Origin of the sequence: Caballeronia sp. EK, assembly GCF_014384845.1 — a bacterium.
Lineage (GTDB): Bacteria > Pseudomonadota > Gammaproteobacteria > Burkholderiales > Burkholderiaceae > Caballeronia > Caballeronia jiangsuensis.
Genome location: NZ_JACSUE010000003.1, coordinates 505,063 through 527,977, shown reverse-complemented (window position 1 = coordinate 527,977; position 22,915 = coordinate 505,063). Strand labels below are relative to the sequence as shown.

Annotated in this window: 23 protein-coding genes; 21 read left to right on the top strand and 2 right to left on the bottom strand. The window is 63.4% G+C overall.

Features of this window, described 5'->3' with window-relative positions:
• The first annotated feature begins 6 nt into the window (after positions 1-6).
• From IAG25_RS11170 to ltaE, 20 genes are all read left to right on the top strand, one after another.
• Positions 7-834: a hypothetical protein gene (locus IAG25_RS11170; RefSeq protein ID WP_187604891.1), complete on the top strand. Its 828-nt coding sequence runs from the start codon at positions 7-9 to the stop codon at positions 832-834.
• 166 nt (positions 835-1,000) lie between these two features.
• The gene (guaA, locus tag IAG25_RS11165; RefSeq protein WP_187604890.1) at positions 1,001-2,584 is read left to right on the top strand and encodes a glutamine-hydrolyzing GMP synthase; all 1,584 of its coding nucleotides are present in this window, start codon (positions 1,001-1,003) and stop codon (positions 2,582-2,584) included.
• A 35-nt stretch (positions 2,585-2,619) separates the two neighbouring features.
• Positions 2,620-3,195 carry an RNA 2',3'-cyclic phosphodiesterase gene (gene thpR / locus IAG25_RS11160; RefSeq protein ID WP_187604889.1) on the top strand — a complete coding sequence of 192 codons (576 nt, stop codon included), beginning with the start codon at positions 2,620-2,622 and terminating at the stop codon, positions 3,193-3,195.
• A 91-nt stretch (positions 3,196-3,286) separates the two neighbouring features.
• The gene (ddpX, locus tag IAG25_RS11155; RefSeq protein WP_035498870.1) at positions 3,287-3,850 is read left to right on the top strand and encodes a D-alanyl-D-alanine dipeptidase; all 564 of its coding nucleotides are present in this window, start codon (positions 3,287-3,289) and stop codon (positions 3,848-3,850) included.
• Positions 3,851-3,900: 50 nt separating this feature from the next.
• Positions 3,901-5,469, top strand: a complete 1,569-nt coding sequence (locus IAG25_RS11150) for an ABC transporter substrate-binding protein (protein WP_238288233.1) — start codon at positions 3,901-3,903, stop codon at positions 5,467-5,469.
• Positions 5,470-5,501: 32 nt separating this feature from the next.
• Positions 5,502-6,533 (top strand): ABC transporter permease, encoded by a 1,032-nt coding sequence (locus IAG25_RS11145; RefSeq protein ID WP_187605070.1) that lies wholly within the window; start codon positions 5,502-5,504, stop codon positions 6,531-6,533.
• Positions 6,534-6,552: 19 nt separating this feature from the next.
• On the top strand, positions 6,553-7,464 hold the full coding sequence (gene nikC, locus IAG25_RS11140) for a nickel transporter permease (RefSeq protein ID WP_187604887.1): 912 nt from the start codon (positions 6,553-6,555) through the stop codon (positions 7,462-7,464).
• A 1-nt stretch (position 7,465) separates the two neighbouring features.
• Positions 7,466-8,326 carry an ABC transporter ATP-binding protein gene (locus tag IAG25_RS11135; protein ID WP_187604886.1) on the top strand — a complete coding sequence of 287 codons (861 nt, stop codon included), beginning with the start codon at positions 7,466-7,468 and terminating at the stop codon, positions 8,324-8,326.
• Complete coding sequence (locus IAG25_RS11130) at positions 8,323-9,081, top strand: ABC transporter ATP-binding protein (protein ID WP_187604885.1); 759 nt, start codon at positions 8,323-8,325, stop codon at positions 9,079-9,081. Before IAG25_RS11135 ends, IAG25_RS11130 begins: the two co-directional genes overlap by 4 nt.
• Before the next feature lie 277 nt (positions 9,082-9,358).
• Positions 9,359-9,751 carry a DnaJ family domain-containing protein gene (locus tag IAG25_RS11125; RefSeq protein WP_035498862.1) on the top strand — a complete coding sequence of 131 codons (393 nt, stop codon included), beginning with the start codon at positions 9,359-9,361 and terminating at the stop codon, positions 9,749-9,751.
• A 5-nt stretch (positions 9,752-9,756) separates the two neighbouring features.
• Positions 9,757-10,332, top strand: coding sequence for a tRNA adenosine(34) deaminase TadA (gene tadA, locus IAG25_RS11120; RefSeq protein WP_187605069.1), 576 nt, complete (start codon positions 9,757-9,759; stop codon positions 10,330-10,332).
• Positions 10,326-11,249 carry a muramoyltetrapeptide carboxypeptidase gene (gene ldcA / locus IAG25_RS11115; RefSeq protein ID WP_187605068.1) on the top strand — a complete coding sequence of 308 codons (924 nt, stop codon included), beginning with the start codon at positions 10,326-10,328 and terminating at the stop codon, positions 11,247-11,249. The genes tadA and ldcA overlap by 7 nt, the downstream gene beginning before the upstream one ends.
• Before the next feature lie 298 nt (positions 11,250-11,547).
• A complete protein-coding gene (locus IAG25_RS11110; RefSeq protein WP_187604884.1) occupies positions 11,548-12,294 on the top strand; it encodes a GntR family transcriptional regulator in 747 nt (248 codons plus the stop codon).
• Positions 12,295-12,597: 303 nt separating this feature from the next.
• On the top strand, positions 12,598-14,091 hold the full coding sequence (locus IAG25_RS11105; RefSeq protein ID WP_187604883.1) for an NCS1 family nucleobase:cation symporter-1: 1,494 nt from the start codon (positions 12,598-12,600) through the stop codon (positions 14,089-14,091).
• Positions 14,092-14,154: 63 nt separating this feature from the next.
• The gene (locus IAG25_RS11100) at positions 14,155-14,889 is read left to right on the top strand and encodes an aspartate/glutamate racemase family protein (RefSeq protein WP_035498857.1); all 735 of its coding nucleotides are present in this window, start codon (positions 14,155-14,157) and stop codon (positions 14,887-14,889) included.
• A gap of 135 nt (positions 14,890-15,024) precedes the next feature.
• Positions 15,025-15,975, top strand: a complete 951-nt coding sequence (gene puuE, locus IAG25_RS11095; protein ID WP_187604882.1) for an allantoinase PuuE — start codon at positions 15,025-15,027, stop codon at positions 15,973-15,975.
• Complete coding sequence (gene uraD / locus IAG25_RS11090) at positions 15,972-16,496, top strand: 2-oxo-4-hydroxy-4-carboxy-5-ureidoimidazoline decarboxylase (protein ID WP_187604881.1); 525 nt, start codon at positions 15,972-15,974, stop codon at positions 16,494-16,496. Before puuE ends, uraD begins: the two co-directional genes overlap by 4 nt.
• A 46-nt stretch (positions 16,497-16,542) precedes the next feature.
• Positions 16,543-17,553, top strand: a complete 1,011-nt coding sequence (gene alc, locus IAG25_RS11085) for an allantoicase (RefSeq protein WP_187604880.1) — start codon at positions 16,543-16,545, stop codon at positions 17,551-17,553.
• Positions 17,553-18,056: an ureidoglycolate lyase gene (locus IAG25_RS11080; RefSeq protein WP_187605067.1), complete on the top strand. Its 504-nt coding sequence runs from the start codon at positions 17,553-17,555 to the stop codon at positions 18,054-18,056. Before alc ends, IAG25_RS11080 begins: the two co-directional genes overlap by 1 nt.
• Positions 18,057-18,159: 103 nt before the next feature.
• Positions 18,160-19,164 (top strand): low-specificity L-threonine aldolase, encoded by a 1,005-nt coding sequence (ltaE, locus tag IAG25_RS11075; protein ID WP_187604879.1) that lies wholly within the window; start codon positions 18,160-18,162, stop codon positions 19,162-19,164.
• Between the two features lie 57 nt (positions 19,165-19,221).
• Here ltaE and IAG25_RS11070 read toward each other — a convergent pair whose 3' ends face one another.
• Positions 19,222-20,415 carry a urate hydroxylase PuuD gene (locus tag IAG25_RS11070; RefSeq protein ID WP_035498847.1) on the bottom strand — a complete coding sequence of 398 codons (1,194 nt, stop codon included), beginning with the start codon at positions 20,413-20,415 and terminating at the stop codon, positions 19,222-19,224.
• 73 nt (positions 20,416-20,488) lie between these two features.
• Entirely contained in the window at positions 20,489-20,842 is a 354-nt protein-coding gene (gene uraH / locus IAG25_RS11065) for a hydroxyisourate hydrolase (RefSeq protein WP_035498845.1), read from the bottom strand.
• 483 nt (positions 20,843-21,325) lie between these two features.
• Here uraH and IAG25_RS11060 point away from each other — a divergent pair, with 483 nt between their 5' ends.
• Positions 21,326-22,690: an 8-oxoguanine deaminase gene (locus tag IAG25_RS11060; RefSeq protein WP_187604878.1), complete on the top strand. Its 1,365-nt coding sequence runs from the start codon at positions 21,326-21,328 to the stop codon at positions 22,688-22,690.
• The last annotated feature ends 225 nt before the right edge of the window (positions 22,691-22,915 follow it).

The following is a 22,915-nucleotide window of genomic DNA, read 5'->3' as shown; positions in this document are numbered from 1 at the left end:
GCGATCATGAAACCGTTGCTGCGGGTCGTGCTCGTCATCAATGCCCTGATTTTTCTGGCGTTCGGCCTGCTGTTTCTGCTGACGCCGTGGGCTGGCTTGTACAGCGCGCTGCAACTGGATTCGATCCGTGTGCAGCCGGTGTTCGCCGGGCAACTGCTCGGCATCGCGCTCATCGGGCTGTCGTGGCTCGCGTTTCATGCTTCCGTCGATGGCGCATTGACGGCCCGGGCCGCCCGCGTCTCGGGTCACGTGCAGTGGCTCTCGGGCGTCGTGGTGCTGGTCTGGTTGCTCGGGCTGCACGCGCCGCAGGTCGATGGCTTCGGGCAGATCAGCGCGGCGGTGGTCGGCGCCGTGCTGCTCGTACTCGGTTTGGGCAGCGTGAGGCTGTCGTCGGCGGTGCGGCGACGCGAGCGCGCGGCGCTGGCGGGCGCTGTGTCCGCCCAGCGGGCGGAGAAGAAGGCGGCGCAAAAGCGCGAGGATGTTCGCACGAGCGCCACGGTGCCTTCGGCGCGCGTCGAGCCGATCGATACCGCGGTGCGTCCCGCGGCGCGCGCACCGCAAGCTACGGCCATCGATCCGGTTTCGGGCCGTACGATCGATTCAAGCGGGCGTCCGCTCGATCCGGCTTCGCCGATCTCATCCGCGTCGGTACGCGCGCATCCGGACGGCGCCGTCGATCCCGTCACGGGCGGCACGCTCGATCCGGTGACGGGCCGCGCGGTCGATCCGGTCACCGGCAAGCGCATCGAGCCCGTGATCAGCGGCGAGATCGATCCGGCGACGGGCCGAAGAGCCGATCCGCTCGCGCCCGACGCGAGCCACGCACCACGTTGAGGGCGCGAAGCGCATGCCGCAAGCCACGCGAGCGCAGCATCGGAAACACGCAGGACAAGCACGGTCGGCCATTGCGCCGGCCGTCGATTTATTTGCAGGCGGGCCGCGCGACGTCGCGTCCCGGCCGCACAGACATTATTCGTTCACTTAGCCTTTGGCCGCAGCCATGCACGACAAAATCCTGATTCTCGATTTCGGCTCCCAAGTCACCCAGCTGATCGCACGGCGCATCCGCGAGTCGCATGTCTACTCGGAGATCCATCCGTACGACGTCGATGAGACCTTCATCCGCGAATTCGCGCCGAAGGGCATCATCCTGTCGGGCGGCCCGAACTCCGTCACCGAGGCGAAGTCGCCGCGCGCGCCGCAGATCGTCTTCGATCTCGGCGTGCCGGTGCTCGGCATCTGTTACGGCATGCAGACGATGGCCGATCAGCTCGGCGGCAAGGTCGAACTGGGCAACGTGCGCGAATTCGGCTATGCGGAAGTACAGGCGCTGAATCACACGGGTTTTCTGGAAGGCATCGAGGACTTCAAGAGCGGCAAGGACGAGTCGATGCTCAAGGTGTGGATGAGCCACGGCGACAAAGTGGTCGACTTGCCGGCGGGCTTCAAGCTGATGGCCTCGACGCCGTCGTGCCCGATCGCCGCGATGGCCGACGACGACCGTCGCTTCTACGGCCTGCAATGGCATCCGGAAGTCACGCACACGGTGCAGGGCCGCGCGATGCTCGACCGTTTCGTGCTGGAACTGTGCGGCGCGCAGGCGGACTGGGAGATGGGCCATTACATCGACGAAGCCGTGGAGAAGATCCGCGCGCAGGTCGGCAACGAGCATGTGATTCTCGGTTTGTCGGGCGGCGTCGATTCGTCGGTGGCGGCGGCGCTCTTGCATCGCGCGATCGGCGACCAGTTGACGTGCGTGTTCGTCGATCACGGCTTGCTGCGTCAGAACGAGGCGGAGCAGGTGATGTCGACGTTCGCGGATCATCTCGGCGTGAAAGTGATTCACGTCGACGCGAGTGCGGAATTTCTGCAGAAGCTCGCGGGCGTGACCGATCCGGAAGCGAAGCGCAAGATCATCGGCGCGGAGTTCGTCGAGGTGTTCCACAAGGAATCGGACAAGCTCACCGATGCGAAGTGGCTCGCGCAGGGCACGATCTATCCGGACGTGATCGAATCGGCGGGCAAGGGCAAGAAGGGCGCGCACACCATCAAGAGCCACCACAATGTCGGCGGCTTGCCGGAGACGCTGAATCTCAAGCTGCTCGAACCGTTGCGCGAACTCTTCAAGGACGAAGTGCGCGAGCTCGGCGTGAAGCTCGGTTTGCCCCACGCGATGGTGTATCGACATCCGTTCCCGGGGCCGGGTCTCGGCGTGCGGATTCTCGGCGAAGTGAAGCGCGAATTTGCGGATCTGCTGCGTCGCGCGGATGCGATTTTCATCGAGACGCTGCGCAACACCATCGACAAGGAAACGGGCAAGTCGTGGTATGACCTCACGAGCCAGGCGTTTGCGGTGTTTCTGCCGGTGAAGAGCGTCGGCGTGATGGGCGATGGCCGCACTTATGAGTATGTCGTCGCGCTGCGCGCCGTGCAGACGCTTGACTTCATGACGGCGCATTGGGCGCATCTGCCGCATGAGTTGCTGGGGCATGTGAGCAATCGCATCATTAATGAGGTTCGCGGGATCAATCGGGTGGTGTATGACATCTCGGGGAAGCCGCCTGCGACGATTGAGTGGGAGTGAGCGTCGTCGCTTCACATTGATCGCGAGCCGGGCGCATGGATGACCACGCACCCGACCGCACGCCGAGCGAGCCACTCACCGACTCGCTCTTCTTCGCGCTCTATCCCGACGCAGCCGCCGCCACCCGAATCACCGAACTGGCGGCTCGTCTGCGCATCGACCACAAGCTGAAGGCGAGGCCGATTCCCTCCGATCGCCTTCACGTCACGCTGCATTATCTCGGCGCCTTCCCTGGCGTCCCCGCCGATGTCCTCAAGCAAGCACACACCGCGGCTTCGCAAATCACATCGCCGCCCGTCGAACTGACACTCGACCGCATCGAAAGCTTCTCCGGCCGCCGCGCGAAACGCCCGCTCGTTCTCTCAGGCGACGTCACCGCGCCACTCGACGCCCTCGAACAAACCCTCGGCGCAGCGCTCGCAACCGCCGGCATCGCTGTAAAACGCCATCCCCGCTTCACGCCCCACGTAACCTTGCTCTACGACGAGCACCGCATCGCGCGCCGGCCCGTCGAGCCCATCGCATGGACCGCGCGCGAGTTGGTGCTCGTGCGCAGCCTGCTCGGCCGATCGCAATACGAAGTCCTCGCGCGCTGGCCGCTCGTATCGTGAGCCGTCGGAACCACCCAAAATAAAGGGTTTCGCGGATTTTTCTAACGCGTTAAGGTTCGTGTATCGGAATAAATCGATACGAAGCGCTTACATGACCCGGTCCCGTCTCCTGCACATCACGCCCGAAACGCACAACGTCCAGATCGATCTCGTCTACGCCACCGATCGCAATTTCACCGGCAAGCCGATCTACAAGGCGCAGCACTGCCTGCTGCTGGAACCCGCGGAAGCCGCGTTACGCAAAGCCGTCGATATCGCGCGGAGCATCGGCATGACGCTGCGAATCTTCGACGCCTATCGTCCGCCGCAAGCGCAAAAAGTGCTGTGGGACTTTCTGCCCGATCCGACCTTCATCGCCGAACTCGGCCGCGGCTCGAACCATAGCCGCGGCACGGCAGTGGACCTGACGCTCGTCGATCGCGACGGCAACGAGCTCGACATGGGTACCGGATTCGACGCGATGGTCGTCGAATCCGAGCATTTCCACTTCGGCCTGCCGGAGCACATCCAGCGGAACCGAACGCTGTTGCTCGGCGTGATGCACGGCGCGGGCTTCACGCACATCAAAAGCGAGTGGTGGCATTACGAATTGCCAGGCTCGCGCGAACTTGCTCTGATCGACAACGAAGAAAGCGGCCCGCTGCGGCTGATGTGAACCCGAAACCAACAGGACGACATCACATGAAAAAGGCATTGGCAGCGGTCATGCTCGCCTCGGCGCTGACGGCATTCACCGGCTTGCAGAACGTGCAGGCGGCCACGCCGAAGGACATGTTCGTCATGGCGACGCTGCTCGATGAATTCACCTCGCTCGATCCCGGCGAAATCTACGAGCTGGTGCCGGAAGAATATGTCGCGAACACGTATGACCGGCTGGTGCGTGTCGATCTGAAGGATCCGTCGAAATTCAATGGCGATGTCGCCGAGTCCTGGACCGTGAGCCAGGACGGCCTCACGTTCACGTTCAAGATTCGCCCGGGCCTCAAGTTCCACTCCGGCAATCCGCTGACAGCCGACGACGTCGCCTGGTCGATCCAGCGCACCGCGCTGCTCGACAAGGGCGCGGCGGCCGTGCTCGCGGGCATCGGCCTGAACAAGGCGAACGCGCTGCAGAACGTGAAGAAAGTGGACGATACGACCGTCTCCATCACGACCGATCAACGTTACGCGCCGACGTTCGTGCTCAACGTGCTCGGCTCGTGGCCGGCGTCGGTGGTGGATCGCAAGCTCGTCGAATCGCACGCGAAGGGCAGCGACTACGGCAACGAGTGGCTCAAGACCAATGAAGCAGGCTCGGGCGCGTACAAGCTCGTGAAGTGGACCGCGAACGACAGCATCGTGCTGCAGCGCTTCGAGGGCTATCGCATCCCGCTCGCGATGAAGCGCATCGTGCTGCGTCACGTGACCGAGGCGGCGAGCCAGCGCCTCATGATCCAGAACGGCGACATCGACGTCGCGCGCGATCTGAGCCCCGACGATCTCGACACGCTCTCGAAGAGCGGCGTCATCAAGGCGACGGCCGTGCCGCAGGCGACGCTCATGTATCTCGGCCTCAACAACAAGAACCCGAATCTCGCGAAGCCCGAGGTCTGGGAAGCGATGAAGTGGCTGATCGACTATCAGGGCATCCAGAAGAACGTGATCCGCACGACCTACAAGGTCCACGAGACGTTTCTGCCCGAAGGCTTTCTCGGCGCGCTGAACGAGAACCCGTATCACCAGGACGTCGCGAAGGCGAAGGCGCTGCTCGCCAAGGCCGGTCTCGCCAACGGCTTCACCGTGAAGATGGACGTGCGCAACGACTATCCGTACAGCGAGATCGCGCAGGCCGTGCAGGCGAATCTCGCGCTCGCCAACATCAAGGTTCAGCTCATGCCGAGCGACAACAAGCAGACGCTCGGACGCTATCGGGCGCGCGCGCATGACATCTATATCGGCGAGTGGTCGGCGGATTACATCGATCCGCACAGCAACGCGCAGGGTTTCGTCTGGAACCCGGACAACTCGGATGCATCGAGCTACAAGATGCTCGCGTGGCGCAACGCATGGGACATTCCGCAACTGACCAAGGAAACCAACGCGGCGCTGGCCGAAAGCGATACGAAAAAACGCGCGCAGCTCTACGAGAAAATGCAGCGTGAAGTGCTCGCGAAATCGCCGTTCGTGATCATGTTCCAGAAGGTGTCGCAGGTCGCGGCGCGTCCCGGCGTGACCGGTCTCGAAGTCGGGCCGATCAACGATCTCGTGTCCTACCGCAACATCAAGAAGCAGTGAGCGCGGTCACGTTCATCGAGCGCGTGCGTGCGATGAGCGCGCATCGGGGCGGTGTGCGCATCGGGCTTGCGCTCGCGCACTGGATCGCGATGCTCGTCATCACGTTCACGGGCCTGCTCGCGATTACATTCTTCATCGGCCGCAAGATTCCGATCGATCCTGTGCTCGCGATTCTCGGCGATCGCGCGTCCGCGAGCGCGTATGCCGCCGCTCGCTTGAGACTCGGACTCGACAAGCCGCTCATCGATCAGTTCGTGATCTACGCGCGCGACGTGCTGCACGGCAATCTCGGCGTCTCGCTGCTGACGGCCAATCCGGTGATCGACGACATCAAGCGCGTCTTTCCCGCGACGCTCGAACTCGCGACGCTCTCGACGTTCATCGGCATCGCGATCGGCGTGCCGCTCGGCGTCGCGGCGGCGGTGAAGCACAATCGCATCGTCGATCACATCGCGCGCGTGATCGGGCTCGCGGGCAGTTCGGTGCCCGTGTTCTGGCTCGCGCTGATGGGCCTCCTGCTGTTCTATGCGCGGCTGCACTGGGTGTCGGGGCCGGGGCGCATCGATCCCGTGTATGACGGCATGGTCGATACGCGCACGGGCAGCCTTCTCATCGATTCGATCATGGCCGGCGAATGGGACGTTTTCAGGAACGCGTTCTCGCATATCGCGCTTCCGGCGAGCGTGCTGGCTTTTTATTCGATCGCGTATCTGTCGCGCATGACGCGCTCGTTCATGCTCGAACAACTGAGCCAGGAATACGTGACGACCGCGCGCGCCAAAGGTCTGCCCGAGCGCCGCGTGATCTGGCGGCATGCGTTCGGCAATATCGCGGTGCCGCTCCTGACGGTGATCGCGCTCGCATACAGCTATCTGCTCGAAGGCTCCGTGCTGACCGAAATCGTGTTCGCGTGGCCGGGCATCGGCTCGTATCTGACGGGCGCGCTGCTCAACGCCGACATGAACGCCGTGCTCGGCAGCACGCTCGTGATCGGCGCGACGTTCATCGCGCTCAATCTCCTGACCGACGCGCTCTATCGCGTGTTCGACCCACGCACGCGCTGACATGGAGGATTTTGCCCAGATGAAACCGGCGCGAACGAGCTTGCGCACGTGGCTTCTCACCGACACGCCCGCGTCCCCGCGCCAGGCTGCGCTCGGCCGGGCTTACCGGCGCTGGCGGCGATTCTCGTCGAATCCGCTGAGCATGCTCGGACTCGCGATTCTGCTGCTGCTCATCGTGGTCGCGGCAATCGGACCGATGCTCGTCGCGCAGGACCCGTTGCAGCAAGTGCTCGCCGAGCGTCTCACGCCGCCCGGCGCGGCGCACTGGTTCGGCACGGATCAGCTCGGCCGCGACATCCTCTCGCGGCTCGTGTACGGCTCGCGTCTCACGCTGGCGATTGCCATGCTCGTCGTCGTGCTCGTCGTGCCGGTCGGCCTTGCGATCGGCACGGTGGCGGGCTACTGCGGCGGCATCGTCGATACGGCGCTGATGCGCGTGACCGATGTCGCGCTCGCGTTCCCGAAGATCGTGCTCGCTCTCGCGTTCGCCGCGGCGCTCGGGCCGGGCGTGCTCAACGCGGTGATCGCGCTATCGATCACCGCATGGCCGCCGTACGCGCGTCTCGCGCGCGCGGAATCGCTGCGGCTCGCGCGGGCCGATTACATCCACGCGGCGCGTCTGCAAGGCGCATCGCATCCGCGCATTCTGCTGCGCTATATCGTGCCGCTGTGTTCGTCGTCAGTGATCGTGCGCGCGACGCTCGACATGGCCGGCATCATTCTCGCCGTCGCGGGTCTCGGGTTTCTCGGACTGGGCGCGCAGCCGCCGAGCCCGGAATGGGGCTACATGGTGGCGTCGGGCCGCAATGTGCTGCTTGATGCATGGTGGGTCGCGACGATCCCCGGTCTCGCGATTCTCGCGGTGAGCCTCGCGTTCAACCTGCTCGGCGACGGCCTGCGCGACGTCTTCGATCCGCGTCACGGAGGCTAACGTGTCCGACGTGCTGGCGCAGATCGACGGCCTCGAAGTGGCCTTCGCGGGCCACGACGGCGCGCTCGTGCCCGCGGTGCGCGGCGTGTCGCTGACGGTGCGGCGGGGCGAGCGGCTGGGGATCGTCGGGGAATCGGGTTCGGGCAAATCGCTGACGGGGCGCGCGCTGCTCGGGCTGCTGCCGCCCGAGGCGAGATGGTCGGCGAAGGGGCTGCGCTTCGAAGACCGGGACCTGCTCGCGATGCGCCCGCAAGAGCGCCGGCGCCTGTGCGGCACACGCATGAGCATGATCCTCCAAGACCCGAAGTTTTCGCTCAATCCGGTGATGACCGTCGCGCAGCAGATGCGCGAAACCTTCGTGCGGCAAGGCGTGCGAGAGAGCCGGCGTGCGCTGCGCGAACGCATCGTCGCGGCGCTGGAGGCGGTGCATATCCGCGATCCGCAGCGCGTCGCCGATGCTTATCCGCATGAACTCTCAGGCGGCATGGGCCAGCGCGTGATGATCGCGATGATGGTCTCCGCCGGTCCGCGCCTCCTGATCGCCGACGAACCCACGAGCGCGCTCGACGTGCTCGTGTCGATGCAGGTGCTCGCCGTGCTCGACGAGATGATCGAGCGCCACGACACCGGGCTCGTGTTTATCAGCCACGATCTGCCGCTCGTGATGTCGTTTTGCGATCGCGTCGCGGTGATGTATGGCGGACGCGTCGTCGAGACATGCGCGGCGCGCGATCTCGTGCACGCGACGCATCCGTACACGCGCGGGCTGCTCGAAGCGAATCCGCCGCTCGACAATCCGCCCGACGAATTGTCGACCTTGCGCCGCGACCCGGCGTGGCTCGACGAAGGGACGACGCGATGATCGACATCGAGCGCGCGCACATCCGCTTCAAGACGAAGACCGGCCACGTCGATGCCGTGCGCGACGTTTCCTTGCGCGTGGAGGAGGGCGAAGTCTTCGGGCTGGTCGGCGAATCGGGCAGCGGCAAGTCCACCTTGCTGCGCGCGCTCGCCGGACTGACGCCGCTCGCGGACGGCAGCATACGCATTGGTTCGCGTCCCGTGAGGCGCGATGTGCAGATGGTGTTCCAGGATCCGTATGGCGCGCTGCATCCGCGCTTCACCGTCGATAAGACCTTGCGCGAGCCGCTCGCGATCAACGGCATCGGCGACGAAGATAGGCGCATTCTCGATGCGCTCGCTGAAGTCGGCCTCGGCCCGGCGTTCCGCTTTCGCTATCCGCATCAGTTGTCGGGCGGGCAGCGCCAGCGCGTGTCGATCGCGCGGGCGCTGATCGTCGAGCCACGCGTCCTGCTGCTCGACGAGCCGACTTCCGCGCTCGACGTCTCCGTGCAGGCCGAGATTCTGAATTTGCTGCGACGTCTGCATCGCGAGCGCAAGCTGACGATGATCCTCGTGAGCCATAACCTCGCGGTGATCGGCTTTCTCTGTCAGCGCGTCGCGGTGATGCGCAATGGCGAGATCGTCGAGCAACTGGGCGTGGAAGCGGTGCGCTCGCGCAACGTCGAGCACGAATACACGCGACGGCTGCTGCTCGCGACGCAAGGCTACACGCGCGAAAGCGCGACGCGTCTGGAGCGCGGGTCAGGCGGTTAGTCATCGTACAAGCACAGTTGCCGTGAGGCAGTCAATGCATGTTGCGCAAACGACGCATACGAACCGCAATAAGCCCGGTATACGGCGACGCGCCGCGAACAGGCGCGTGATGCGCGAAAACCTCTCGGCGGGCGCTGATAGAATAGGACTTGGATTGTCGAGACGTGCCGAACAACGCGCGAGCGTGGTTTTCCGGCTGCCTTCCGACTTCGAGCTAACCAACGGAAATCGTGACAGACCGCGCCCGTTCGCGGGTGAAAGCCGGTCGTAATCCCCGATGAAATTGCTAGATGCTTTGGTCGAACAGCGGATCAACGAAGCCGCTACGCGTGGCGAGTTCAACAACTTGCCGGGCGCGGGCGCTCCGCTCCACTTCGACGACGACGTCCTCGTTCCCGAGGAAGTGCGCGTCGCCAATCGAATCCTCAAGAATGCGGGCTTCGTCCCGCCCGCCGTCGAACAGCTTCGCGCGCTGCGTGGGCTACAGGAAGAGTTCGACAAGGTAACGGACCCCGCGGCCCGTTGCCAGTTGCAAGCGCGGATGCTCGCGCTCGACATGGCGCTCGAATCGCTGCGTGGCGGCGGTTGCGTGCCGCACGAGTACCGTCGGCGCATCGCCGAGCGGCTCTCCGAGCGCGCACAGTCGCGCGTGGCGGTGGAAGCCAAGTGACCGGGATGCCGGACGCGCCCGATCCCGCGCCGAACGCTTCCATCGCAGATCCATCCAGCGAACGCGATCGCCGCTTCATGGCGCTCGCGCAACGCGCCGCCGACGAAGCCCGTGCCGCGGGCGAAGTCCCTGTAGGCGCGGTGATCGTGCTCGGCGACGAAGTCATCGCCACCGGCTTCAATCATCCGATTCGCGGCCACGATCCGTCCGCGCATGCCGAAATGGCCGCGCTGCGCGCCGCCGCCCAGAAACTCCAGAACTACCGTTTGCCGGGCTGTGAACTCTATGTGACGCTCGAGCCGTGCCTGATGTGCGCGGGCGCGATCATGCACGCGCGGATCGCGCGCGTCGTCTATGGCGCGACGGACCCGAAAACGGGCGCGTGCGGCAGTGTCGTCGACATGTTCGCGAATGCGCAGCTCAATCACCACACCACGGTGACGGGCGGCGTTCTCGCCGACGAATGCGGGCACGCGCTCAAGAATTTCTTCGCCGAGCGGCGTCGCCTGGCGCGTGAAGAGCGCGATGCGCGTCGGGCGCGTGAAGCCGGCTCAATAACGAATCCAACGACAATATCGTGAAATCACGCACCATCGACCTCGTCGCGCCGTCTGGCTATCCGCACGATCCGGCGGCTGTTGAGCGCGCGCTCGGGCGATTGCGCAGGGAAGGGCATCGCCTCGAAAACGTCGATGCGACGCGGCGGCGTTTCCAGCGCTTCGGCGGCACCGACGCCGAGCGCGCGGCCGATCTCAACCGCCTCGCGGACGCATCGCGACCGTTGCCAGACATCGTACTTGCGGTGCGCGGCGGCTATGGCGCATCGCGCATCCTGCACGGACTCGACTATCTCGGCTTGCGCAGACTCGCCGATCAGCCGGTCGCGATCGTCGGCCACAGCGATTTCACGGCGATCCAGTGCGCGCTCTTCGCGCACGCTGGCGTGAAAAGCTTCGGCGGACCCATGTTCGCGGGCGATTTCGGCGCCGAACAGACGAGTTCGTTCACGATGCAGCACTTCTGGAACGCGATCTCCCATTCGAGCTTCACCGTAACGAGCAAAACGCCGCAGCGTCAGACCGTGGATGCGACCGGCATGCTGTGGGGCGGCAATCTCGCGATTCTGGCGTCGCTCGTCGGCACGCCGTATATGCCGCCGATCGAAGGCGGGATTCTCTACATCGAAGATGTGAACGAGCATCCGTTCCGGATCGAGCGGATGATTTATCAGTTGCATCAGTCGGGCATGCTCGGCCGTCAGCAGGCGATCGTGATGGGCGAATTCTCGGGCGGCCGGCTTTCGGATTACGACAACGGCTATTCGCTCGACGCGATGATCGAGCAGGTCAGATCCGTGATCGGCATTCCGGTGGTGACGGGATTGCAGTTCGGACATGTGGAGAATCTTCTGACGCTTCCTTTCGGTGCAACGGCTCACCTCGTGGCGACCGAGCGCGGGTTCACGTTGAAGCTGTCCGACTATCCGCATCTGGGTTGACGCGGGTAGAACAGGGCGCTCCACCGAGCGCCTTATTTTTGACCTTAATAAGCAACTAACGGTCTTGTTTTGCGCCATCCAGGGTTCAGGCGTGCACAAAAGACGACCGATAGATTGTCGACAAAAAAGTGCTAGCAATGCTGACAAAAACTTGGTGAATTCGCTAAGATCCCCGTCCGTATTGAAGTAGAGCCGGATTCGATACGGGAGAAAACACCTTGAGGCACCAAATCTCAAAATGAATTGTTGACAATCTTTATGTCGATTCTAAGATGCTTAACATGCAAGCGAGCACATCATGTCCGACACCAACCGTAGTGCTGAATCGAATGCTTCACCGGCCGCGCCGAACGGGGCGAATGCCGAGTCGATCGCCGAAAATATCCGCGCCGCGATCCTCGAGCATCGCCTTGCGCCTGGCGCGAAGCTGACCGAAGCGCAGTTGTGCGAGGTGTTCGCGGTGAAGCGCGGCACGGTCCGTCAGGCGCTTGCGCAACTGTCGAACGAGCGGCTCGTCGATCTGGAGCCGAATCGCGGCGCGTTTGTCGCTAGCCCGTCGCTGCAGGAAGTGCATGAAGTGTTCGAGATGCGCCGCATCATCGAGCTGGCGGTGGTGGAGCGGATCGCGCAGGGCCACGGCATGCGCCGGCTGAAGTCGATCAGCGCCACCATCGGCAAAGAGCGCCGCGCATTCGAGAGTCACGACTTCTCCTCGTGGATCCGGCTTTCCGGCGAGTTCCACACTGAGCTCGCGGCGCTGACCGGCAATACAGTGTTGTGCGAATGTCTGTCGGGGCTCGTCGCGCGCTCGACGCTGATCTCGGCGTTGTACGAATCGCTCGGAAAGAGCTCGTGCTCGTTCGAGGATCACGAAGAGATTCTCGCCGCGCTCGATGCCGGCGACGCCACGAAAGCGGCCGTCCTGATGGCGCAGCATCTGCGCGATGTCGAGTTGAAGATGCTGGAGCGGCCGGCACGCGGCGCGGTCGATCTGAAGGAAGTATTCACGAGGCCCGCCGAGCGCGAAAGGGCGCTCGATACGTAGGCGGCAGTGACGAGGCAGATCGGAGAATCTGCCATCGACTGAATATAGCAGGACTAAATAATTGGAGACCGTGCCCCGCGCGCCGCGCCGGGCACGCGGAGAGTCGCACGCGCAAAAAATCCGCAGCGTGGGCCGCATCGAACAGGACGCTCGTGTGAGCGTGAAATGAAAGTCGCCGCAGGGCGAAAACGCAAATCCGAAGAATGCCGCGCTGGTTCGATATCAGCGAAGGCATCAGATCGAAGCTCGTCACATCAGCATTTGCATCTTTTCACTACGCAAGCAGCCAATGAAGGAGACGTCATGGCCCAGTTCAGTGCACCCGGCAGCTCAGCCCTGCCGCAATACGAAGAGCAGACAGCAGGACACGATCCGAATCTGCCCGCAGGTTACAGCGATCGCCTTTACAACGAGGACCTCGCGCCGCTCAAGAACCAGACCTGGGGCGCGTACAACATCTTCGCGTTCTGGATGTCGGACGTGCATAGCGTCGGCGGTTATGTGTTCGCCGGGAGTCTTTTCGCACTCGGCCTGACGAGCTGGCAAGTGCTGGTGTCATTGCTGATCGGCATCGGGCTGGTGAACGCGCTGTGCAACATGATCGCGAAGCCGAGCCAGGTGGCCGGCGTGCCGTATCCGGTCGCGTGCCGCGCCACCTTCGGCGTGCTCGGCGCGAACATTCCGGCCGTGATTCGCGGGCTCATCGCGGTCGCGTGGTACGGGATTCAGACGTACCTGGCTTCGAGCGCGCTCGTCATCGTCGTGCTGAAGTTCGTGCCGTCGCTGATGCCTTACGCCGATGTGCACAAGTACGGCTTCGTCGGGCTCTCGGCGCTCGGCTGGGCGGGCTTCATGCTGCTCTGGGTGCTGCAGGCCATCGTGTTCTGGCGCGGCATGGAGATGATCAAGAAGTTCATCGACTTCGCCGGTCCCGCCGTCTATGTCGTGATGTTCATGCTCGCCGGCTATATGGTGTGGCGCGCGGGCATCAAGAACATCGGCCTGAATCTGGGCGGCGTGAAGTATCACGGCATGGAAGTGATTCCCGTGATGATTACCGCGATCTCGCTCGTCGTGTCGTACTTCTCCGGCCCGATGCTCAACTTCGGCGACTTCTCGCGCTACTGCAAGAGCTTCCGCAGCGTGAAGCGCGGCAACTTCTGGGGTCTGCCGGTCAACTTCCTGGCGTTCTCGCTGGTGACCGTCATCACGACCGCGGCGACGCTGCCCGTGTTCGGTCAGCTGATCACCGATCCGGTTGAAACCGTCGGCCGCATCGATCATCCGACCGCCGTGATTCTCGGCGCGCTGACCTTCACGATCGCGACCATCGGCATCAACATCGTGGCCAACTTCGTGTCGCCGGCCTTCGATTTCTCCAACGTCGCGCCGAAGCTCATCAGCTGGCGTATGGGCGGCATGATGGCCGCGACCGCGTCGATCTTCATCACGCCGTGGAACCTGTTCAACAACCCGGCCGTGATCCACTACACGCTGGATATTCTCGGCAGCTTCATCGGACCGTTGTACGGCGTGCTGATCCTCGACTTCTATCTCGTGAAGCGCGGCAAGCTGGTCGTGGACGATCTCTACTCGGTGTCCGAGGAAGGCAAGTACTGGTACACGAAGGGCGTGAACCGCCGTGCGGTGATGGCGCTCCTGCCGGCCGCCGTGATCGCGATTCTCTGCGTGATGCTGCCGTCGCTCGAAGGCGCCGCGAATTTCTCATGGTTCATCGGTGCGGGACTGGCTGCGGTGTTTTACTTCTTCCTCGCCGATCGCAAGCGCCCGGTGTGAAGCTTGACCTATAACGAACGATAGAACCTGAGAGAACCTTCCAAAGCAGTGTGGAGAACAGCAATGCGCATCAAACTGATCAACCCGAACACGACGCAACGCATGACCGACTCGATGGGCCGCTGCGCCCGCGAGGTCGCCGCGCCCGGCACGGAGATCGTCGCCGTCAGCCCGACGATGGGCCCGGCGTCCATCGAAGGCTACTACGACGAGGCGATCGCGTCGCTCGGGCTTCTGGCCGAAGTGGAGGCCGGAGAAAAGCAGGGTTTCGACGGCTACGTGATCGCCTGCTTCGGCGATCCGGCCCTTTACGCCGCGCGTGAGTTGGCGCGCGGTCCGGTGATCGGCATCGCGGAAGCGGCGATGCACGCGGCGAGCGTGATCGCGCCGGGCTTTTCCGTCGTGACCACGTTGCAGCGCACGGTCGGCATGGCCTGGCATCTGGCGGAGCGCTACGGCATGACGCGCTTCTGCAAAAACGTGCGCGCAACCGACGTCCCCGTGCTCGAACTCGACGTGCCGGGCTCGCCCGCGCGTCAGACGATCATCGACGAATGCCGGCGCGCGCTCGACGAGGACGGTTCCGACGCGATCGTCCTCGGCTGCGCGGGCATGGCTGAGTTCTGCCGCGAGGTGGAAGACGCGATCGGCGCGCCGGTGGTGGAGGGGGTGACGGCCGCGGTGAAATGGGCGGAAGCGCTGATCGCGCTGAAGCTCCACACCGCGAAACGCGGCGATTATGCGCGTCCGCTCGCGAAACGCTATGACGGCGTGCTGTCGGATTTCAGCCCGCGCTGATGGCGTTTCGGACCGACACATACGGACGACGTGACCCGGAATATCTGACCTGATGTATGGGCGGGCCCGGGTCTTTTAGCTACACTGAATCGTCGACAATCCCGCTTTTTTCAACGCTTGAGTTCAACGCCTGCCATGTCACTCGATCCGAAATACCCACGCGACCTGATCGGCTACGGCCGCCACCCGGTGCAGGCGAACTGGCCGGGACGCGCGCGCGTCGCCGTGCAGTTCGTGCTCAATTACGAAGAGGGCGGCGAGAATTGCGTGCTGCACGGCGATCCGGGCTCGGAGCAGTTTCTGTCGGAAATCGTGGGCGCGGCGGCGTATCCCTCGCGGCACATGAGCATGGAGTCGATTTACGAGTACGGCTCGCGTGCAGGCGTGTGGCGCATCCTGCGCGAATTCGAAAAGCGCGGCATGCCGCTGACGATTTTCGGCGTCGGCATGGCGATCGAGCGGCATCCGGAACTGGCGAAGGCGTTCGTCGAACTGGGGCATGAAATCGCGTGTCACGGGTATCGCTGGATTCACTATCAGGACATGTCGCCGGAGCGCGAGGCGGAGCACATGCGGCTCGGCATGGAAGCGATCGAGCGCGTCACGGGCGTGCGGCCGCTCGGCTGGTACACCGGACGCGACAGTCCCAACACGCATCGGCTGGTCGCGGAATACGGCGGCTTTCTTTACGACTCGGACAACTACGGCGACGACCTGCCGTTCTGGACCGAAGTGGAGGTGACGGGCGGCGGGAAGAAGCCGCATCTGATCGTGCCGTACACGCTCGACACGAACGACATGCGCTTCGCGACGCCCCAGGGTTTCAACACGGGCGAACACTTCTTCACGTATCTGAAAGACGCGTTCGACGTGCTCTACGAAGAAGGCGACGAAGCGCCGAAGATGCTGTCCATCGGCATGCACTGCCGCCTGCTCGGACGTCCCGGGCGTTTCCGCGGCCTGCAGAAATTCCTCGATCACATCGAGAAGCACGATCGCGTGTGGGTCACGCGGCGTGTCGACATCGCGCGTCACTGGCGCGAGCAACATCCTTTCGAGAAAACCAACAACGGGACGGCGGCATGAAGGCGATGCAATACACACTCGACCAACTCAATACCATGCCCGCCGACACGTTCGTGACGGTGCTCGCGGGCATCTTTGAACATTCGCCGTGGGTGCCGGAAGCGGCGGCGCGACAGCGTCCGTTCAAGGACATCGACACGCTGCACACGGCGATGTCGCATATCGTCGAAACCGCGGGCGAAGAGAAGCAGCTTGCGCTCATCAACGCGCACCCGGAACTCGCGGGCAAGGCGGCGGTGCGCGGCGAACTGACGGCCGAATCGACGCGCGAGCAAAGCGGCGCGGGCCTCGATCTCTGCACGCAGGAAGAGTTCGACAGGCTGCAATCGCTCAACACGCAATATCGCGAAAAATTCGGTTTTCCCTTCATTCTCGCGGTGCGTGGGTATGACCGTCACGGCATCATCGCGAACTTCGAAAAGCGCGTGAATCATGACCGCGCCGAAGAGCTGCGCACGAGTCTCGACCAGATCTACCGGATCGCGCGTTTCAGGCTGAACGACCTGATCCAGGCCGCGTAATCCGCATCAACCGTCACAACCGAACGAAAAGCAAGGAAGCAGACAAATGGCAATTCCGACACTCGATCCCAACGCGCCCGAATTCACGCGCCGCTATGTGAACCTCGCGGATCCGCGTCTGGGCGCGCAGGCACTCGAGGCGAGCGACGATTTCTTCGCGCCGAAGGACCGCATGCTGAACCCGGAGCCGGCGGTGTTCATTCCCGGCAAGTACGACGATCACGGCAAGTGGATGGACGGCTGGGAAACGCGCCGCAAGCGCACGACGGGCTACGACTGGTGCATCGTCAAGCTGGCGCGTCCGGGCGTGATCAAGGGCATCGACGTCGACACGAGCCACTTCACCGGCAACTTCCCGCCGGCGGCGTCGATCGAAGGCGCGCATGTCATCGACGGTTCGCCGAATCAGTCGACGCAATGGACGGAAATCGTCCCGTCGACGACGCTTCAGGGCAACCATCACCACTATCTCGAAGTCAAGGCCGAACAGCCGTTCACGCATCTGCGTGTGAACATCTATCCGGACGGCGGCATCGCGCGTCTGCGCGTGTACGGCCAGCCGCAGCTCGACTGGAGCAACGCGGACCGCAACCAGCTCGTCGATCTCGGCGCGATGGAAAACGGCGCGTACATGGTGGGCACGAACAACCAGCACTTCGGCCTCGCATCGACGCTGCTGATGCCGGGTCGCGGCGTGAATATGGGCGACGGCTGGGAGACGCGTCGTCGTCGCGAGCCGGGCAACGACTGGTGTATCGTCGCGCTGGCGCAGCCGGGCGTCATCAAGAAGGTCGAAGTGGATACCGCGCACTTCAAGGGCAATTTCCCGGATCGCTGCTCGCTTCAGGCGGCTTACGTGAAGGGCGGCACGGACAGTTCCCTCGTCACGCAGGCCATGTTCTGGCCCGTGCTGCTCGGCGAGCAGAAATTGCAAATGGACAAGCAGCATTTCTTCGAGTCGGAAGTGGCGGCTCTCGGCCCGGTGACGCACGTGCGCTTCAATATTTATCCCGACGGCGGCGTGTCGCGTCTTCGTCTCTTCGGAACCCTCGCATGATGAAAAAGCTCGCTATCGAACCGTTGACGCGCGCTGCGTTCAAGCCTTATGGCGATGTCATCGAACTCGATGGCGCGAAGCAGATCCCGATCAACCTCGGCACCACGATCCGCTTTCACGATCTGTGCAACGTGGACGTGACGGATCAGGGCGGCCATGCGATCGTCAATCTCTTTCGCGGCCAGCCGCGCACGCTGCCGTTCGAATGCAAGATGATGGAACGGCATCCGCTCGGCAGCCAGGCGTTCATTCCGCTCGATGACCGGCCGTATCTCGTCGTCGTCGCGCCCGCCGGCGATCTCGACGAGTCGAAGATTCGCGCGTTCGTCACGAGCGGCTGGCAGGGCGTGAACTATGCGAAAGGCGTGTGGCACCATCCGCTGCTCGCGTTGGGGAAGGTGAGCGATTACATCGTCGTCGATCGCGGCGGTGGCGAAGGGCACAACCTCAACGAGCTGGATCTGAAGGAATCGCTGTGGCTGACGGACGAGGCGATGCGCTAGACCGCTTTTTTCGGGCAAGGGAAGGACCGGTGCGGTAAGACCGGTCCTTTTGCTTTTGGGGCGTTAAGATAAGCAGTTCATTTCCGACGACCCCCACTCAACGATGATCGATCTTCGCAGCGATACCGTCACCCGTCCCAGCCAGTCCATGCTCGCCGCCATGTCGGCCGCCGAAGTCGGCGACGATGTCTGGGGCGACGATCCCACCGTCATCCGCCTTCAGGCCGCGCTTGCCGAGCGCACGGGCAAGGAAGCGGGCCTGTTCTTCCCGAGCGGCACGCAAAGCAATCTCGCCGCGTTGATGGCGCATTGCGCGCGCGGCGACGAGTACATCGTCGGGCAGTCCGCGCACACGTACAAATACGAAGGCGGCGGCGCGGCGGTGCTCGGCAGCATTCAGCCGCAGCCGATCGAAAACGCGCCCGACGGCTCGTTGCCGCTCGACAAGATCGCGGCGGCGATCAAGCCGATCGACAACCACTTCGCGCGCACGCGTTTGCTGGCGCTCGAGAACACCATCGGCGGAAAGGTGCTGCCTGCCGATTACGTGGCGAAGGCGACACAGCTCGCGCGCGATCGCGGTTTGTCCACGCATCTCGACGGCGCGCGCGTGTTCAATGCCGCGGTGGCGTCGGACAAGCCGGTCAGGGATTTGTGCGCGCCGTTCGACAGCGTGTCGGTCTGCTTCTCGAAGGGTCTGGGCGCGCCGGTCGGTTCGGTGCTGGTCGGATCGAAGGCGTTGATCGATGTCGCGAGCCGCTGGCGCAAAGTGCTTGGCGGGGGCATGCGTCAGTCGGGCCTGCTCGCTGCCGCGTGTCTGTATGCGCTCGATCATCACGTCGACGCGCTCGCGCAGGATCACGACAACGCTGCTTATCTCGCCGCCGGCCTCGCGCAAACCGATGGAATCGAGGTGCAATCGCACGCAACGAACATGGTCTTCGCGCAGATTCCCGAAGCGCATTGCGCACCGCTCGAAGCCTTTCTGAAGGAGCGCGGCATTCTCATGCAGATGCTCTATGCGTCGCGCTTCGTCACGCATCGCGATGTGTCGCGCGCGGATATCGATACCGTGATTCGCGCGGTGAAAGACTACTTCGCGCGTTGAATGAAAAATGCCCCGCTCGAACATCGGCGGGGCATTTCTCGACTCGGAACGGCAGACTTATTCGACGGCGCCGCCTGCAAACCAGGCCGCCACCTTCTGACGTTCGGCATCGGTCATCTGCGTGACATTGCCGAGCGGCATCGCCTTCAGGGTCACGGCTTGCTGATGCACGCGCTGGGCGTTCTGCTTGATCTCGGCGGGCGTATCGAGCAACACGCCGGCGGGCGCGCTGCCCATCATCGTCGGATGCGCGGAGTGGCAGGTCGCGCAACGTTGCTGGATGATCGGCTGAATGTCGGAGACCTTGATCGTCGGCGCGCCGGCGGCCTGTGCGACAGCCACGGTCGGCGCGGGCATCGTCCATGCGAAGGCGCCGAGCACCAGCACCAGACCCGCGACCGGCATGTACCACAGCACCTGGCCGCGATGGCGCATCACGAAGAACTGGCGAATGAGCGCGCCCGCCAGCATGATCAGCACGAGAATCAGCCAGTTGAACTTGTGCGTGTAGGTCATCGCGTAGTGGTTCGACAGCATCGCGAACACGACCGGCAGCGTGAAATACGTGTTGTGCACGGAGCGCTGCTTGCCGCGCTTGCCGTAGATCGCGTTCGGCGTTTCGCCCTTGAGCATCGCGGCGACCATCTTGCGCTGACCCGGAATGATGACGAAGAACACGTTCGCCGACATGATCGTCGCGATCATCGCGCCAGTGATCAGATAGGCGGCGCGGCCCGCGAACACATGGCACGCGATGAACGCCGCGACCAGCACGTAGATGCCGACGCAGATGCCGAGCAGCTTGTCGTTGGTGCCGAGCACGCGGCACAGCGTGTCGTACACGATCCAGCCGGCCATCAGGAAGCCGAGCGCGGCGGATACTGCGACGACCGGGCCCATGTCGAGCACGCTCTTGTCGATGAGATAGGTGCTCGGCGACAGCAGATACAGCACGAAGAAGAGGCCGAAGCCCGACATCCACGTGGTGTACGACGGCCAGAACGACCAGTGCAGGTTCTCCGGCATGTCCTGCGGCGCGACGGAATACTTCTGCATGTGATAGAAGCCGCCGCCGTGGACGTGCCAGAAATCGCCGAACACGCCGCGACGGCGCGCGTTCGGGTCGGTGGGCGGTTTGAGACTGTTATCGAGCGCAACGAAGTAGAACGATTCGCCGATCCATGCGATCGCGACGATGACGTGCAGACAGCGCAATACGAGATTGAGCCAGTCGGTGACAAAGCCTTCCATGTACTCCTCCACTACCGATTCGTTATGCGCACATCGTCAGATTGATGGGGACGGGCGCGATATATATATGTTTTTAGCTGCCGCGATACGTGCTGTACGCCCACGGCGATACGAGCAGCGGCACGTGATAGTGCGCGCCGGAATCCGCGATGCCGAAGCGCAACACGACGCGATCGACGAAGCGCGGCTCGGGCACCTTCACGCCGATCGTGGCGAAGTAGTCGCCCGCGTGGAACACCAGTTCGTATTCGCCGGTTTCGAGATCGGCGCCTTCGAGCAGCGGCGCATCGGCGCGGCCGTCGTCGTTGGTGTGGATGGTCTTGATCGCGCGGCGGGCGTCGCCGTTGAGCGCGAACAGCTCGACTTTGATGTTTGCGCCCGGGCGGCCGTGCGCGGTGTCGAGGACGTGGGTGGTGAGCTTGCCCATTCGCAGTTTCCTTGAGTTGTGCGAGATCCGGCTTTGCGCATCGATCCGAATTTCGGCACCTTGAAACGTCAGTGCGTCTGCGGCGGATCGAGGCTCCACGTCAGTGGCTACATACCCGTCGGCGTTTCAGATGCGCGCCGTGTACAGCATTGTAGGAATTTGAGACGCGCTGTGCGCCCGCGATAGGAAAGATAATGCCCAACGCATGACAGCGGCGCGTAAGCCTTGCCGCAAAGGGTTCGCCGACGTTCCCGGCGGCTTCCCGACGACTCTTCCGGCGATGCTACCCGCGCCAAAAATCGGGAATATATCGCCGCCGTGAAGACGACTATGACGGCAGTCTGATTGCGTCCGATTTTTTGATTGCGGACAGTGGCGGTGCGCGCAGTATCGATGGATATTTGCCGCGTCCCGAAGACGGCGGCCGACGCTGGGTAACCGGGGCTTTTACTGGTTCCCTTACCGTCTCTGGAGATAACGCAGATGCCACGCAGTCTTTTGGTCAAAAACGCCCACATGCTCGTCACGATGGACGAGCAGCGCCGTGAAATTCGCGACGGCGGCATGTATATCGAAGACAACCGGATCGTGCAGGCGGGACCGACGAGCGAACTGCTGCAAACCGCCGACGAGGTGCTCGACATGCGCGGCCATCTCGTGATTCCGGGGCTCGTCAACACGCACCATCACATGTATCAGAGCCTGACGCGGGCGATTCCCGCAGCTCAGAACGCCGAGTTGTTCGGCTGGCTCACGAATCTCTACAAGATCTGGGCGCATCTCACGCCCGACATGATCGACATCTCGACCAAGACCGCGATGGCCGAGCTGCTGCTCTCCGGCTGCACGACGTCGAGCGACCATTTGTATATCTATCCGAACGGCAGCCGGCTCGATGACAGCATCGCGGCGGCGCGCGAAATCGGCATGCGTTTTCATGCGGCGCGCGGCAGCATGAGCGTGGGACAGAGGGATGGCGGCTTGCCGCCCGATTCGGTCGTCGAAAAGGAGGACGCGATTCTGAAGGACTCGCAGCGCCTGATCGAGACGTATCACGACGAAGGCCGCTACGCGATGCTGCGCGTGGTCGTCGCGCCTTGTTCGCCATTTTCGGTGAGCCGCGAATTGATGCGCGACGCGGCGCTGCTTGCGCGCGAATACGGCGTGTCGCTGCACACGCATCTGGCCGAGAACGTGAACGATGTCGCGTACAGCCGCGAGAAATTCGGCATGACGCCCGCCGAATATGCGGAGGATCTCGGCTGGGTCGGGCATGACGTGTGGCATGCGCACTGTGTGCAACTGGACAAGCCGGGCATCGAACTGTTCGCGCGCACGGGAACGGGCGTCGCGCATTGTCCCTGCTCGAACATGCGGCTGGCGTCGGGCATCGCGCCGATCCGTGCGATGCGTGATGCGGGCGTGCCGGTTGGTATCGGCGTGGACGGCTCGGCGTCGAACGATGGCGCGCAGATGGTCGCGGAAGTGCGGCAGGCGCTGCTTTTGCAGCGTGTCGGGTTCGGTCCGGATGCGATGACGGCGCGTGAGGCGCTTGAAATCGCGACGCTCGGTGGCGCGAAAGTGCTCAATCGCGATGATATCGGCGCGCTCGCGCCTGGGATGGCGGCGGATTTCGTGTCGTTCGATCTTTCGCAGACTGCGTTTGCGGGCGCGTTGCATGATCCGGTGGCGGCGCTGGTGTTCTGCGCGCCGTCGCAGGTGTCGACGAGTGTTATCGATGGGAAGATCGTGGTGAAGGATGGGCGGTTGACGACGGTCGATTTGGGCGTGGTGGTGGAGCGACACAATCGCCTGGCGCGGGGGCTGGTTGAGGCTTCGGGTTTGTGAGGATTCGGTTTGGGCGGGAGGCTTTGCTTCGGCTTTTGTGGATGGCCTGAATTCGTGTCGGTCTATTAGCACTGCCCCTCCCCGGGGCGGGGGTCACTTTCTTTGCTGCTGCAAAGAAAGTAACCAAAGAAAGCAGCTTCTCACCGCCCGCGGTCACACGCACGTTGGCCATGCTTGCCAGCCGCAGGCGGCACTCGCCTAAGTGTCGCCCTCGAAGGACCAACC